The 15,998-nt window shown below is 50.8% G+C and carries 9 protein-coding genes and 3 tRNA genes; 7 read left to right on the forward strand and 5 right to left on the reverse strand.

All coding sequences use genetic code 11. From position 1 onward, the window contains the following. The 6 genes from Q0W37_RS12295 to Q0W37_RS12320 all read left to right on the forward strand — a co-directional run. On the forward strand, positions 1-401 hold a 401-nt coding region (locus tag Q0W37_RS12295; protein ID WP_297701852.1), incomplete at its 5' end, for a triose-phosphate isomerase. A 54-nt stretch (positions 402-455) separates the two neighbouring features. Beyond that, positions 456-869, forward strand: a complete 414-nt coding sequence (gene secG / locus Q0W37_RS12300; protein ID WP_297701853.1) for a preprotein translocase subunit SecG — start codon at positions 456-458, stop codon at positions 867-869. Between the two features lie 51 nt (positions 870-920). Continuing rightward, a tRNA-Leu gene (locus Q0W37_RS12305) sits at positions 921-1,004 on the forward strand. Positions 1,005-1,243: 239 nt separating this feature from the next. Beyond that, positions 1,244-2,620, forward strand: a complete 1,377-nt coding sequence (gene murD / locus Q0W37_RS12310; protein ID WP_297701854.1) for a UDP-N-acetylmuramoyl-L-alanine--D-glutamate ligase — start codon at positions 1,244-1,246, stop codon at positions 2,618-2,620. Positions 2,621-2,768: 148 nt separating this feature from the next. Beyond that, positions 2,769-2,852, forward strand: a tRNA-Leu gene (locus Q0W37_RS12315). Between the two features lie 201 nt (positions 2,853-3,053). After that, positions 3,054-3,137: transfer RNA gene (locus Q0W37_RS12320), tRNA-Leu, on the forward strand. A gap of 67 nt (positions 3,138-3,204) precedes the next feature. Here Q0W37_RS12320 and Q0W37_RS12325 read toward each other — a convergent pair. Next, the gene (locus Q0W37_RS12325) at positions 3,205-4,413 is read right to left on the reverse strand and encodes a hypothetical protein (protein ID WP_297701855.1); all 1,209 of its coding nucleotides are present in this window, start codon (positions 4,411-4,413) and stop codon (positions 3,205-3,207) included. Positions 4,414-4,613: 200 nt separating this feature from the next. On the opposite strand from Q0W37_RS12325, the gene Q0W37_RS12330 reads away from it, so the two are divergent. Beyond that, on the forward strand, positions 4,614-5,966 hold the full coding sequence (locus Q0W37_RS12330) for a glycoside hydrolase family 5 protein (RefSeq protein WP_297701856.1): 1,353 nt from the start codon (positions 4,614-4,616) through the stop codon (positions 5,964-5,966). A gap of 56 nt (positions 5,967-6,022) precedes the next feature. Here Q0W37_RS12330 and Q0W37_RS12335 read toward each other — a convergent pair whose 3' ends face one another. The 4 genes from Q0W37_RS12335 to Q0W37_RS12350 are packed head-to-tail and all read right to left on the reverse strand — an operon-like array spanning position 6,023 to position 15,969. Beyond that, positions 6,023-7,651: a hypothetical protein gene (locus Q0W37_RS12335; RefSeq protein ID WP_297701857.1), complete on the reverse strand. Its 1,629-nt coding sequence runs from the start codon at positions 7,649-7,651 to the stop codon at positions 6,023-6,025. A 3-nt stretch (positions 7,652-7,654) separates the two neighbouring features. Beyond that, complete coding sequence (locus tag Q0W37_RS12340; RefSeq protein ID WP_297701858.1) at positions 7,655-10,405, reverse strand: TIGR02171 family protein; 2,751 nt, start codon at positions 10,403-10,405, stop codon at positions 7,655-7,657. Positions 10,406-10,417: 12 nt separating this feature from the next. Next, complete coding sequence (locus tag Q0W37_RS12345) at positions 10,418-13,192, reverse strand: TIGR02171 family protein (protein ID WP_297701859.1); 2,775 nt, start codon at positions 13,190-13,192, stop codon at positions 10,418-10,420. Continuing rightward, the gene (locus Q0W37_RS12350) at positions 13,189-15,969 is read right to left on the reverse strand and encodes a TIGR02171 family protein (protein ID WP_297701860.1); all 2,781 of its coding nucleotides are present in this window, start codon (positions 15,967-15,969) and stop codon (positions 13,189-13,191) included. Before Q0W37_RS12350 ends, Q0W37_RS12345 begins: the two co-directional genes overlap by 4 nt. Between the last annotated feature and the right edge of the window lie 29 nt (positions 15,970-15,998).

Below are 15,998 nucleotides of genomic sequence, written 5' to 3' on the forward strand. Positions count from 1 at the left end.
TGAAGCCGATCATCTGCATTGGCGAAACCCTCGACCAGCGCAACGGCGGCATCCTGAAGGAAGTCCTCGGCCTCCAGATCAAGGGCGCCTTCAAGGACGTTTCTGCCGAAGACGCCGCAAAGTGCGTTCTCGCTTACGAACCGGTTTGGGCAATCGGTACTGGCGTTACCGCTACCGACGAACAGGCTCAGGACACCCAGGCCTACGCTCGCTCCGTTGTTAAGGAAATCTACGGCGAAGCCGTTGCCGAAGGCATGCGCATCCAGTACGGTGGTTCCATGAAGGGCGCCAACGCTGCTGGCCTCCTCGCTCAGAAGGACATCGACGGCGGTCTCATTGGTGGTGCAGGCCTCAAGGCTAACACCTTCATGGAAATCATCGCCGCTGCCGAAGCCAAGTAATTCTTGGTTCAGGCTCGTTCGACCATAAACTTTAAATTCAAGGTATAAACGACTATGACAACTCTCTTTTGGATTGGTATCGTCCTGCACGTGTTCCTGTGCTTGTTCCTCATGTTGCTCGTCCTGGTTCAGAACGACAAGATGGGCGGCCTCGCAGGTCTCGGTGGCATGACTTCGCAGTCCGCTTTCTCTACCGCAGGTGCCGCGACCTTCATCCAGAAGTTGACCCGTGCCGTGGCCGTGATCTTCTTTATCGTCGTGTTCGCCCTCGGCCTCATCACTGCCAAGCAGGACCAGGCTGTGGAAGAATCCTCGATGCAGAAGGCTACCCGCGAAAACGCTGCCCAGCAGCAGGCTCCCGCTCCGGCTCTTCCGGCTGACTTTGCAGCACCCGCTGCACCGGCCGCCGATGTTGCACCGGCAGCTGAAGCTCCCGCCGCTGACGCCGCTCCGGCTGAAGCCAAGTAAGGATTTTGTCAGGCTGTCGCTGGGTTAGTCCCGATGACAGCCGACAAACCTGCGGTCGTGGTGGAATTGGTAGACACGCTAGCTTGAGGTGCTAGTGGGAGCGATCCCATGACAGTTCAAGTCTGTCCGACCGCATTACGAAGTCCGCCCTTGTGAAAGGGCGGATTTTTTTTTTGGCATAGCCGCAGTGTATGAGGTCGGGCCTTTGGCCCTCTGAGGAGTGAGCACGGCGCTTCGCGCCTTTGAGGTTTTATGGTCGCGCCGTTGGCGCCATATTTTAACACAAAGCACAGCAAGTGCGACCTCACAGCTCAAAGGCTTGCAAAGCAAGCCGACCTCATATCTCTTTTCTACCTTTTCCCCAGAGGTTTTTTATGCAGAATTCTATTGTTGCCCCTGTTGGCGTTTTGGGCTTTGGCGTCGAAGGCCAGAGCACGTTCAATTACCTTGTCCGTAACGGAATCAAGGACATCGTCGTGATGGACAAGAACCCGGTGAAATTGCCGGAAGTGCCTGCCGGCGTGAACGTTAAGGTAAGTAGCGGAGACAATTACATGGACGGTCTGAAGGACTGCGTGACCGTGGTCCGTTCGGCAGGCGTCTACCCGATGAGTCCGGAGCTTTTCAAGTTCCAGATGAACGGAGGCTTACTCACAAGCCAGATTCAGCTGTTTTTAGAACAAACTAAGTCGAAGAAGACCGTTGGCGTTACGGGAACACTCGGCAAGGGATCTACCGTGAGCATGATTAGCCACATTTTGACGAAGTGCGGCGTGAACAACGAGATTGGCGGCAACTTCGGTGTGCCGGCGTTGGACTTGCTCGAAACAGAAACGACAGACCGAGTGAGCATTCTGGAGCTTTCGAGTTTCCAGCTGATGACCTTGTCAGTTTCACCGGATGTAGGCGTGGTTCTGCGCGTTTCGACGGAGCACTTGGACTGGCACAAGAGCGTCGAGGAATACCGCGACGCGAAGGCGAACCTGGTACGTTGGCAGAAGCGCGCCGGCACCTGCGTGTACCTGAAGGATGCTGAACCCACCGTAAAGATTGCAAGCGAAAGCCCCGCTGGGACAAAGTACGCTGTGAGCCTCAAGGATGGTCCGAGCGCAGGCGACGGAGACGCCGTGATTGACGGCGCCACCCTCGCAATCGACGGCGAGAAGCTTTACCTTTCGGACTGCAAGGTCCGCGGAATCTACCAGCTGGAAAATATGGCGGCGGCGACCCTCGCCGTGAAAGCCCTCGGAATCAAGGTGGCAGACGCCTTCGAAGCGTTGAAAAGCTACGAGACACTCCCCTTCCGCATGGAATTCAAAGGCGAGAAGAACGGCATTGAATTCTACAACGACAGCTACGCCACTCGCCCCGACGCGACGATCGCCGCAACGGCCAGCATGAAACGCCCCTTCGCGCTCATTCTCGGCGGCTCCGAAAAGAATGCGGACTTCACCGAACTTTCGAATATTCTGGTGAAGGAGCGCCCGAACCTGAAGCGAGTCGCGCTCATCGGCGCTACCGCCGAACGCATGTTCGAATCCTTAAAGCAGGCCGGGCTTGAAACCGCTGGCGAAGACGGAAAGGGCATTCCCGCAAGCATTTTCCCCACGCTCGAAGAAGCTTTCACCGACAGCCTGAACATTGGCAAGGGCGGTACAGTCATCATGAGCCCCGCCTGCGCAAGTTTCGGACTTTTCAAGAACTACAAGGTCCGCGGACAGGTGTTTGATAAGTTAGTTGCAGAAGTGTAATTCGGAATTTCAAAAACGGAGATTCCCGACTAAATCGGGAATGACATACTTGAGAGAAAAAATCATCTTTTTTCTAAAAATTTCGACTTCACCCCTTTACAAGATTCAATATTTAAACTAAATTTGTTGCCGTTCCGCTAAGGACCACGCGGTCGTGGTGGAATTGGTAGACACGCTAGCTTGAGGTGCTAGTGGGAGCGATCCCATGACAGTTCAAGTCTGTCCGACCGCAGAAAAAAGACTCAGTGAAAACTGAGTCTTTTTTTTTGGCCCTTTGCTTCGACTACGCTCAGCACAGGTTTAAGCTCAGGGACCTTACAGCTTGTCAAACCACAGTGCGGGCCAGGGACCTATTTTTTTCACTTTTTTTAGCGCCATTCATTTCCAAAATCAAAATTTTATACTAAATTTGCGCTGTTCCGCTAAGGACCACGCGGTCGTGGTGGAATTGGTAGACACGCTAGCTTGAGGTGCTAGTGGGAGCGATCCCATGACAGTTCAAGTCTGTCCGACCGCAGAAAAAAGACTCAGTGAAAACTGAGTCTTTTTTTTCAACCCTTTGCTTCGGCCCTTGAACCTATTTTTTACTTAGAAAGGGCCTTCACGGCATCTGTCAGGCGATTGATCGCCTGGATGAGTTCATCCATCTTGGCTTCGCTCACGCCACCCTGCACAACGGCGGCGGCATTAGTGGCTGTCGCAGCAGCAGAAGCCAAGGCCCCTGATGCCGAAGGGACAGATTCCTTTACAGGAACCTTGCCGAGCCAGATGTCCGGCCAACGGTCATTACCGGTATGGTAGGTAACGCGAGTTGCCGATTCGACCGGTTCACCAATCTTCCAGATGTACAGTTCGTAGTCGAACAAGTCGTGGTCATGGCCCTTGTCGGTTGCCCCCCAGACAAGCCACTTGCCATCGGGAGAAAGGCGCGGGAAGTATTCGTGGCTACGACGACCGGGCAAGTCCATCAGTTTCACGTTCTTGGGAATCCCAAAGAAACCGACCTTTTCAATCTGCTTGCCATCCTTGGCGCTGAACCAGAGGATTTCACTCGGAGCAGCCGTGCCACCGTTACCCGTCGGGTTCACGCGGTAAAGCTTGGATCCGTCAAAATTCCAGTCAATCTGGCAACCGTCGCCGGACTTGGTCCAGGCATTCTTTGCCAAATCCCACACGCCCGTTTCGCGCATGGAACCGCGGAGCGTGATCGCCAAATGCTTACCGTCGGGGCTCATGTTCGGCTCCTGCAGAATCACGCCGGACTTGTTAAAGGCCTTTTCACCATCGAGCACAAGGGTCTCTTTCTTGCTTGCAAGGTCCATCGTGAACACCTTGCCGGCGCGGCTAAACACAATCGACTTGCCGTCGGGTCTCCAGGTACCCCACGTGGCGTTGTCCACCACCTTACGAGCGTTTTCGCCCGAGATGTCGACCATCCACAAGTCCCACTTTTCCGGGTAGTTGGCATCGTTTTCGGGAACCCAGCCGCCCTTGCTGCGGTTAAAGAGCACCGTAGAACCATCGGGAGAAATGCGCGGGAACCAGTCCACGTTGTCGCCACTCGTAAGCGCATGCGGATTGGTACCGTCTGCGTTCATCATCCAGATATCGTGATGCGAATTTGCACGACTCGTCGCCCACACAATGGCCCCTTCCAGCTTTCCCTTGAGAGCGTCAAGCGCTTTCTGTTCATCGCCCGTCGGATCTACAGCGGCTCCTGTGGGAGCTCCCTGTTGCGCAAATACAGTCGAAAAAGCCAATAGGGCGGGAATTGCAAATTTCATCAATTTCATATATACCTCAAAAGGGTTCGTTCCTGAGGAAACGGACCGTTTATCCGCAATCTAGTAAATTCCCCTCCAAAATAAGGAACATAAAGCCCCAAAAACATAATCCAAGTCACACTTTACACGCGCGTAAACAAAAAAGAAGCTCTTTTTTAATCTTTTTTCGGTAATAAAACTTATTTTCAGAAAAAAAAAGGATGACCACAATGAAAAGAATCTCAAAACTCGCCATTCTTTCTTCTTTAGCGCTCAGTTCCACTTTCGCAGTGGCCCAGGACATCACTCCCACCCGCGTGGGTCCTGTCAGCCAGTACGGTCAGCTGATGACCGGCAAGAACTCGCAGGGCAAAGGCCGCATCTATGGCAGCTGCGAAGGCGTCAAGGACGGTGCGGAAGTCCAAGTGCGCGGCATGAGCCTTTACTGGAGCCTGTTGCCCAAGGCAACTGAATTCTGGACCGAAGAAGGTGTCAGCACCATGGTGCGCGACATGAACATCCAGATTGTGCGAGCAGCCATGGCAACTGGCAGCGATGACTGGTGGGGCTGCAAGGATGGTTCAGAAAGTTGCGGCGATGACAAGTCCGCCCATATTACCGGCTATGCCAGCGATCCAGAATTTCAGAAGAACCTCATGAAGACCGTTGTTGAAGCAGCCATCAAGAACGACATCTACGTAATCATTGACTGGCATTCCCACAATGCTAACGAACAGACCGAATCCGCAAAGACTTTCTTTAAAGAAATGGCACAGACCTACGGTCAATACGACAACGTCATTTTCGAACTTTTTAACGAACCGACGGACATTGCGTGGAGCGTCATCAAGAATTACGCCAACCAAGTCGTGCCAGTCATTCGCGAATACTCCGACAACCTGATTCTTGTCGGCAACAGGCAGTACGACCAGAATCCGCAAGAAGCCATCGGCAATACGGTTTCTGGCGAAAACATCGCCTATACCTTCCACTATTACGCCAATTCCCACTGCTGGAGCGGGCAGACCACCTGGGGATCAGCTTGCGAAGGCGCCAACGCACAGCAGGCAATCGATGCAGGTCTTTCCGTGTTCGTTTCCGAATGGGGCACGGGTAACGCCGATGGCGGCGGCACTCCCGATCAGAGCAAGAACACGGGCTGGCAAAACTGGATTGACGGCAACAAGCTTTCCTGGGCGAACTGGTCCGCCTCCAAAATTGACGAAGGAACCGCCGCATTCCAGGGATCTTCGAGCAAGACTTCGCTCCAGTACACCACTTCTGGCAACCTCGTAAAGAGCTATCTTGCCACCAATCCCACGAGCTATACCAAGTGCGGTGGCAGCGAAACCCCAACCTTTGCCAAGGCTACACACAACTTCAACACCAGCTTTGACGGCAAGGCATTGCATATTGCAGGCACGTCTGCAACCGTTGAAATCTATACCCTTAAGGGCGACAAGCTGATGAAAGTCGACCATGTGAGCGGAACACTTTCGCTTGCAAGCCTCCCTGCAGGCAAGTACATCGCAAAGATTCAGGGAAACGCAACAAACATGGTGCGCGTATTCCAGGTAAAATAAATTCGTTTAATCAACGAGAGAGAAAGGGAGGCGTGGCTTTGGCTGCGCCTCTCTTTTTATTTCTTATCGAATACAACAAAGTAGTCGTCACGATACGCAAGGCGCCAACGCGGGGTCTTTTCAAGAGCGTGAAGCAGGGAATCCCAACGGGCATAATAACGCAGCGGAAAAACGGCACGGTCGATGTTCAATGAATCGGCATCGGCAAGGAATAGCGCCGGATTATTTGCATATTCCAGATACCGCTCAAAAAAATCGGCTGTTTTCAGAATAAACCTTCCATCAATGTAGATGGAGTCTGTCGGATTCATAAAAGCAAAGTAGCCGCCCGCACGGTCGTCGTTGAAAAGCCTACCGGCATGCAGGTGTTGCAGCATCCAGTTCGCCGCACCGACAGGAACACGCTGATAAGCGACCATCGAAGAATCGTAAGCAGAAAGGGAGCGCCCCCAGAGACCTAGGAGGAACGCAGCACAGACGAGAGACGAAAGACGAGAGACGAAAGAACAACTTAGTGGGAAGAACTTAGAATTTAGATGTTTAAATGAAGAATGAAGAATGAAGAATGAAGAATGATCTTTTTTAATTTTTATTTTTTCATTTCTCATTCCCAAAAGTACGGGCAAGAACAGCACGAAGTTGCGTTCGGCGACAAGGGCGAGGATTGCGGTTACAAGGAGGGCTGCGTTTTGCACCATTTTTCTAGAGATTGCTTCGCTCCCTAGAGGTCCTTCGACTACGAGCTTCGCACGGAGTTTACCCTGAGCTTGTCGAATGGGCTCAGGATGGCACATAAAAAAGAACCTTGTGCACCAAATAATTCCTGCCACGCAAAGCGCAATCATCAACACACACTCTAGCGTATTCTCCCCCGCCATCAGAAGCGTAATGGGAGAACGGTTCTCGGCGATTTCACTGGCGAAAACGGCAGCGGACGGAGAAAGTCCCAATAGGCGATCCAACAGCCCGAACGGATACAGGAACAGGTTCAGCCCTTCACGGTGCAAGAACGGCATGGCAAACAACGCAAGGACAAAAGCAATACGCCACGCAAAAGACTTTAGCGAAACATTCTCCCCCGCTCTGCGAGAATCCCAGATAAAGGCAACCAAAACAAGCAACGCAAAAAGTGGTCCTAAAATGTAAAGCCCCTGGCATTTGCACCAGAACCACTGAATGGCAAGGACTAAGGTTACAGTACCGCAACTAGAGATTGCCACGCCCCTGCGGGGCTCGCAATGACGTTTTTCATTTTCAAACAAAGTGCGACCAATGTTCCCGAGGAAAACACTCGGCAAGACATTCCAATAGATTCCAAGGAACAATAGCGAAAATAGCACCGGGCGCAATTCAAGATGGTAACGGAATATGAAAAGGAGAAAAACCGCAATGACATTCTTTGGCGGTTCGCAGGAACGCAAGAAAAGTGCAAATACGATTCCCCATAACATCGCCTTGAACGCCACCAACAAAGGAGCGCCACCCAGGCCGTAGACAAAGCTCAAGACCATTTGAAAGTACTCGTGAACATTCACCACAGGTGTGCGCACTGGCGTCCATGTCGTCACCCATTCACGGGCACACGCCAAATGCCACCAGATATCGGTATCGGTCAGCGGGAAAATCGAAAACAGCGCGGCAAACGCAGCAATGAGTAAAGCCGTCCTGTTCACTGACAAACGCATCTGTTACCTTTCAAGCGTCTTAAGTAAAGAATCCAGACGCTGCGTAGTCTGCGCCGCCCCAAGAGCACTCAGGTGATCCGTATTCAGCGCCATCTCGTCGGAATAATCGTGCTTTCCGTTCTTATTTTCATCCATCAAGGTGAAAACCCGATGATGTTTCTGCATTTTTTTCAACGAATCCAGTACCTCGGCCGCCACAGAACGCCTTGGCCCGTAACGTCCCCACGCCCCTGTTTCTTGGTAACGGGGATTCTGTGGAAAAATCACCCCCACGACACGGATGTTCAAGGAATCCATTCGACCGAGAAAATCGTCCAACCGAGCAAGGTTCCACGGAATCTGTTCGGTGCGTTCATCAGTCCAGTTCGAATCGGATTCCACTAGCGGCAAGCCCCATTCCACTTCGCCATTGGCAGAAAATCCGCGAGACGCTTCGTACGCCATTTTCGATGCGGAATAATTTGCCGCGGCATCGACCGCATTCACAAAATCCTTGGGCAGTTCCTCTTTCCAGAAGAAGTGGTTTGCGTCATAGACGTAGCCCGGTGCATTCCGGAAATGTTCATCCGTATACTCTACCGTTGTCTGCCACAGGTCTAGATCAAGTGAAACGATAACCGCCTTTAACTTACTCAAATGGTTTACGCCATAATTTTCAGCAACATATAAAGAGGCATTCAACTCATTACCGGGATGTCCCATATTCAGCGCAAAGCCGGATGTCATCTGCGTTACGGCAATACCGTCCTCGACTCTGGAACTTCCTACGCAAAGGATTTCGACATCATCCTTATACTTCCAGAGCATCGTCATCTTGAAGCCGAGCGCTTCGTGCATCCAGTCCTGCCCACTTACAAAATAAATTCCCGCACTATCCAAATCCAAAAGCGACGTTTCCTTTTCGGCGGTCTCGGTTTTCTTGAACCACAGACACGGATGCCAAAGTTCCTCACCTTCGGCAAGGTCAATCAGAGAAGAATCCTTCAAATTAATCAGGACCATTTTCTGGTGCGCGCCATTTACATTCGCAAGGGAAGCCACCACGAGATTTTCAGAGCCAATCACCCATTCGCTATGGTCAAAAGAATTTCCCGCCGGAGCCCCCACAGACTGAATCAATTCACCCGATGCATCGGCCACAAGCAAACGCTTATGCGTACCATATTTTTCCCCTGCAAAATTTTGCCCTGTCGCTCCGCCAAAATCGAGGAATAAAGTCCGTTTGCTACTATCCTTTGCAAGCGAGACATTGCATGCCTGCAAACGATTGTACCACACAAAATCCTCCGCCTTTTCCGTTACAGAGGAATGCATTTTTGCCACACGCGCACGCAAGAGTTTCGACCCCGAAACGGCGAGGGTATTATCTTCGCTAATGCCTCCATGATAGGCACCGTCAAACAACTTCTGAGGCTTACCAAACTTGCCTTTCTTAAAAGGAACCTGCCACGTAGATTTTTTTCTGAAATCGGCGTCTTCGGTATTGTCTCCGGCATCGGTCACATAAACAATCACCGTATCCCCATTTTCAAGCACTCGCCACCGCGGAATCGCAGCCGATTCCACATTGAGCTTGACCAAGTTTTTCTCTTTACCTTCAAGACTGCGAACATAAACCGTCGACTGTCCCGAAACCCCTTCGAGTCCGGTGCAGAAGGCTACCTTGCTTCCATCGGGAGAAATATCCGGATGGTAGGCATCGATGCCATCATCCATTTCTACCACAGACAAAGTCGCCCCGGAATAATCGATTACAGCCAAATTTCCCGTAAGGTCATTTCGGAAAACGAGTTTCATCTTGTATGTTCCCGACAATGCATGTAGCGTCGTAGAACTTGCAAGGGGAACAATGCGACTTTCTAAAGATTGTCCGTCGTTTCCAAGCCAAGTCGCATGAGGAACCGCACCGAAGGCAAGTCGAAAGCCCACATAGTCCGCACGCGTCGAAGAGGTGACCGTATAGACATCTCCCCGACTATACAAAGTCATGGATTCTGCCAAATTGCGGTAACTTCCGCCTTTCACGACACGCTGTCCCAAGGATCCTCCATCGGGGGCGCCCACGAAATTCAAGACTTCCGTATCGTGAAATTCGCCCAGCCAATCATTCACCCATTCCATCGCGTTTCCGGCCAAGTCGCAAAACTCGTTTGCAACATTCTTTCCACAAACCTTGTGCAGCTTGTAGTCCGAATTTTCGGCATTCCAGCTATTTTCGGGATTCCAGTCCATACTAGCGACGAGCACCCACTCCGCCTCGGTCGGCAAACGAAACGCCTCGACATCCGGGTGATAAGCAAATCCCTCCAAATTCGTGCAATGACGGTCAGAATCAAAAATAGCCGACACATACGTATAAGCCGTATCAAAGCCTTCGGCCTTGCTACGCTCATTGGCAAAAAGAACCGCATCATAATACGTCACGTGGGTCGCCGGAATTTGGGCGTCGGCACAATTCAGCGAAAGTCCCGTAGATCTTTCCATCAGGGAATCAAATTCACCACAAGTCACCTCGTGCCTTGCCAGCGAAAAATCGTACCCGAAACGAATGCGCATTTGGGGGCGTTCATTCACCTTGGCCGAAGCCTCGTCTGTACCTAGAACCACCACTTCATCAGTCGCCTTGACAAGGATCATTCCTGCAAGGGAGTCCTCTTCGACAACCGTATCGGCCCCATCTTGCGACAAAGGGCGTTCCGAGTTGGAACAGGCGCCAAGCAAGAGCAAAAGCAATCCGAGCCAAGCAAATTTCATGATCGATTCCTGCTACTTTAATTTTTTCAGTTTGGCATTCAGCCTTAAGGTCAGCTGTTTTGCACCAAGATAACTCAAATGGTCCTTATTGGATGCCATCTCATCGGTATAATCATGGTCGCCCATCTGATTTTCATCCCAAAAGACAAAGTTCGGATATTCCTTGCTCAAGTCATTCAGTTCTTTCAGCAGTTTAGGCGCCTCACTGCGGCGAATTCCATAGCGGCCCAAAGCCCCTGTTTTCTTGTAGCCCGGACTCTGCGGGAAAATCACACCGATGACGTAGACATCTTTTTCCTTCGCCTGCGTCAAGATATTTTTCAGATGCTTCATGTTGGCGTAATAGTACGCAGATCGTTCCGACATCCAGGTACTATCGTTTTCGACCGACGGTTTCGATTCCCACGTACTGGGGTCAGCAGGATTAAATCCGCGAGTTTCGACAAAGTTGCTAAAATAGGATTCCGCCCCCATCGATTCCTCTGTCAGATACACCAACTCATCGGGAGCTCGAGGAACCCAGAATTTATGATCCCTATCATAAACATATCCGGGATAGTTCTTGTATTCCTTGTAAAAGAAATTTGATTCCGTTTTTTCACTGCGATACCACATGTCAATATCCAAAGAGATCACGACATATTTAAGATTTGTCACATGCGGGAATACATAGTTTGTCATCAAATAATCAGATGATGCCATCATATTGGGAACATGCGCCATATTCAAGGCAAAGAACTTTTTGTCAAGCAAACTCGGATTCACACCGTCCAACGGGCGCGAAGACCCCATAATGACGACATTTGCGGTATCCCAGTATTTCCACAATAATTCCATCTTGTAGCGAAGAATCGCAGCCGCCTCCCCGCCCCATTCGTTAAAATAGATTCCGGCACTGTCCAAGTCCAGTTTAATGCCATCCCTAACAAAATGCCTTGGTTTCACCCACAGACACGGGTGCCACAAGTCATCGCCTTCCATAAGTTCAACAATGGAACTATCGGCCAAGTGGACAAGAGCAATCTTTTGATGAGCGCCCTTCGTATTCGTAAGGGTCGCCACCACCAGGCCACTGTCCCCCGAAGCCCATTCGCTATGGTCGAACGTATACCCCTTAGGGGCGGCAACCGTCTGAATCAGGTCTCCACCGCTATCGGTAACGAGCAGGCGTTCATGCGTTCTGTATTTCTTTCCGACAAACTTCTGCCCTGTTTCGCCACCAAAGTCAAGGAACAAGGTTCGCTTGCTTTTATCCTTGGCAAGGGATACATTGCAAGCCTGTTCTCCGTTATACCAGACAAGTTCGTTGATATCCGAAGCGGTTCTCGCGCCCGGCCTTGCCGAACGCGCACGAAGCACCCTTGCTCCAGAAACCGCCAAGAGGTTATCATCACTGATTCCCCCATGATAGGCCCCGTCAAACAATTTTTGCGGTTTACCGAATTTTCCGTTTTCAAATTTCACCTGCCAAGTCGAGGCACCCTTAAATGAGCTTTCATCGGCATTATTGCCGGCATCCGTCACATACACGATTACCGTATCACCGCGTGACACTCGCCAACGCGGAATGGCGGCACTTTCGACATCCAGCTGCACCAAATTGGAACCCTCGACGTCCAGATTGCGGACATAGAGTTTCGATTTTCCCGAAATACCTTCAAGCCCCGTGCAAAAAGCGACCTTGCTTCCGTCGGGCGAAATATCGGGATGATAGGCATCAATCGTATCCACAATTTCAGTCACGGTCAAGTTCACCATGGAATAATCCACATAGGCGATATTGCCCGTCAGTTCATTGCGGAACGCAAGCTTTGCCTTATAGGTTCCAGCCAAGGAACGCAATTTTGTCGAGTGAACCAATGGAACGACACGTGTCGTTGCGGCATTTCCATCGGCAGCAATCCACACGGCATTCGGAATGGAACCGTACGCAAGACGGAACCCCACGTAGTCGGCACGCGTCGAAGACGTCACCATATAAACGTCGCCACGGCCATACGACGTAATCGATTCCGACGTATTCTTATAGCTACCGCCTTTCACGATGCGCTGTCCAAACGAGCCTCCATCGGGGGCACCCACATAGTTCACGACAGTCGTATCGCGGAAATATCCAAGCCAGTCATTCACCCATTCCATCGCATTTCCAAGCATATCGCATACAATGGTACTTGTGTCCGCCAAGCTGCATACCTTGTGCAGCTTGTAATCCGAATTGTCCGCCGTCCAAGCGAAAGCGGGGTCCCAGTTGGATCTTGCGACCAGCATCCATTCCGCTTCTGTCGGCAAACGGTATGCATTGACTTCGGGGTGGAAAGCGAATCCTTCTAGGCTGGTGCAATGTTTCTGGTTGTCAAAATAGGCATGAATGTAGGTGTAAGCCGTATCGAGATCTTCGGCCTTGCTGCGTTCGTTCGCAAAAAGGACCGCATCGTAAAAAGTCAAATCCGTCGCCGGGAAATTACTCCCGTCACAGTCCAGCACAAGCTTTGTTGCAGAATGCATCAGGGAATTGAATTCCTTGCAGGTCACCTCATGACGGCCTATGGAAAAAGAGTAATCCAGCGACACCTGCATTTGCGGGCGTTCATCGGATTTTGCATACCGGTCGTTTGTCCCTAACGAAATCGAGGCATTTTTCATTTGCACCCGAATCATGCCGTCAAGCGTATCCTGAGTAAAGTAGGCGTCCGAATCATTCGACGATGTGACTCGTTCAGAATTGGAACACCCTACACCCAAGAACAGGGAGGCGGCAATCAAAAAGAACAATACGACACGGTTCATTTTTTCTCCAATTTTTCAAGTAACAGATTCAGGCGTTCCGTAAACTGTTCGGCACCCTTTTTACTCATGTGATCCTTATTGTTCGCCATGGAATCGTCATAATCATGGTCGCCCATCTGATTTTCGTCCCAGTAGACAAAATGAGGATACTCTTTTTCCAAATCCTGAAGTTCCTTCAAAAGTGCAGGTGCTTCGCTTCTACGAATTCCATAACGTCCAAAGGCTCCCGTTTTCTTAAAGTTCGGGCTTTGCGGGAAAACCACGCCAATGACATAGACACCCCGTTTTTCGGCCATCTTCAGGATATTTTCCAAATGACCGAATGCAGCCCTGTAATTGGAAGAAAGGTAATCCATCCAGGTGCTGTCATATTCAACCGTCGGATTTTCCTCCCAGCTGATCGATTCCGCGTAGCAATATCCAGAATAATACCTGAACATCTCCGCAAGGTCATTTACCCCGTAAGACTCGGTCGTCATTTCGCTTAAACCTTCGGGAACCCCCGATTTCCAGAAATCATGGTTTTCATCGTAGACATAGCCGGGATACTTCTTGTACTCGGAATAGAAGAAATTATAGTCGCTAGTTTCGTCATGATACCACAAGTCAATATCAAGCGAGATAACTAGGTATTTCAGATTCGACACGTGCGGCAAAACATAATTTTCGACAATGTATTCCGACGACGCCATCATATTGGGAACATTCGTCAGGTTCAGCGTTCTGAATTCAGGGCGCATCTTATTCGGCAAAATAGCCTGCTGCGGACGCGAGGAGCCCACCACGATGACACTTGCCGAATTCCTGTAATTCCAAAGCAGTTCCATCTTGTACCTAAAGATCATCGCCGTAAGGTCTCCGTCTTCGGTCAGGTAAAATCCCGCACTGTCGGCGTCTAGCGAGACATTTTCCGACGACGCATTAAACCGTTTAATCCAAAGGCACGGATGCCACAGTTCGTCCCCTTCGGCAAGATCCACAATCGTAGAATCCGTCAAATTCACAAGTACAATTTTTTGATGCACCCCGTTTGCGTTCACCAGGGTCGCTACCGCAAGGTTTTTCCCACCTAAATCCCATTCGCTATGGTCAAAGGTGTAACCTGCCGGAGCACCAACCGACTGCACCAATTTTCCCGACGCATTTACGACAAGCAGGCGCTCGTGAGTCCTGTAGTTTTCACCGACGAACTTTCGCCCCTTCTTTCCGCCAAAGTCAAGGAAAAGCGTCCGCTTGCTACTATCTTTTGCCATAGATACATTACAGGCCTGATCTTCAGCGTACCATACCGTATCAAGTGAGGTTTCCGTCGTTTTCGACTTCGCGGCCCCCGACTTCACCATGTGCGACCGCAAAAGTCGCGCCCCCGTGACGGCGAGCGTATTGTCTTCGCTAATTCCACCATGATAGGCACCGTCAAAAAGTTTTTGAGGCTTTCCGAACTTGCCTTTCGAAAATTTTACCTGCCAGGTCGATGATGCCATAAAAGCCGATTCATCGTTATTGACCCCTGCATCGTTCACATAGACAATAACAGTATCGCCGTTCGCCAATACACGCCAACGCGGGATAGCGGCACTTTCGACTTTCAGCTTTACAAGGTTCGAGCCCTCCGCATTCAGGTCGCGTACATAAAGTTCCGACTTGCCGCCCACTCCCTCGAACTTGGTACAGAAAGCCACCTTTTCACCATCGGGTGAAATATCCGGATGATACGCATCGAGCGTGTCTACGATTTCAGTCACAGAAAGGATTCCGCCCGCATAGTCAATATAGGCGATATTTCCCGAAAGATCATTCCTGAAAGCAAGCTTCGCCTTGTACGTCCCCGTATGGGAGCGAAGCGTTACCGCATTTGCAAGGGGAACTATCCTGCTTGTCGTCGCCCGGCCATCATCCCCCATCCACACGGCATTCGGAACATCACCGAAAGCAAGTCGAAAACCTACATAATCGGCCCGAGTCGAAGACGTAACCGTATACACATCGCCACGCCCGTACAGCGTGATCGATTCGGCCATATTCTGAAAACTCCCCCCTTTCACGATACGCACCCCTAGAGCACCCCCATCGGGCGCCCCCACAAAATTCACGACGGCAGTGTCGCGGAAATGTCCAAGCCAGTCATTCACCCATTCCATCGCATTTCCGACCATATCGCACACGGGTACATCTTCTGAAACCTTGCGGCATACAGAGTGCAACTTGTAATCGGAATTGTCGGCAGTCCAGCCATCGGCTAAATTCCAGTACATTCCCGCCACGAGCACCCATTCCGCTTCGGTCGGCAGGCGGTAAGCTTTCGTTGCCGGGTGAAAGGCAAAGCCTTCCAGACTCGTGCAATGCTTTTCGGAATCAAAGACCGCGGAACGGTAGGTGTAGGCCGTATCGAATTTTTCTTTCTTGCTGCGTTCGTTTGCAAAAAGAACCGCATCGTAATAGGTCAAGTTCGTTGCAGGAATACTGTCGTTTTCACATTCGAGGGAAAGTCCCGTCGATTTTTTCATCAGTGTATTGAACTCACCACAAGTCACCTCATGGCGGCCTATGGAAAAATCATAATCCAGGGACACCTGCATCCGGGGGCGTTCCTCAGAGCGAACCAAGGAATCATTCGTCCCTAAATAAAGCACCTGTTCGTTAGTCTTTACCCGAACCATACCCATAAGGGAATCTTCCACTACGGATATTTCGGAATCCGCACTGGACGACACGCTCCCTGAATCGGAACAGGAAACAAAAAAAAGCAAAAGCAATAGGAACAGAGCCTTCAGCATCGCTAAAAAATAGCAATTTAAGGAGGCTT

The organism is uncultured Fibrobacter sp. (genome assembly GCF_947166265.1).
In the GTDB taxonomy this organism is placed as follows: domain Bacteria; phylum Fibrobacterota; class Fibrobacteria; order Fibrobacterales; family Fibrobacteraceae; genus Fibrobacter.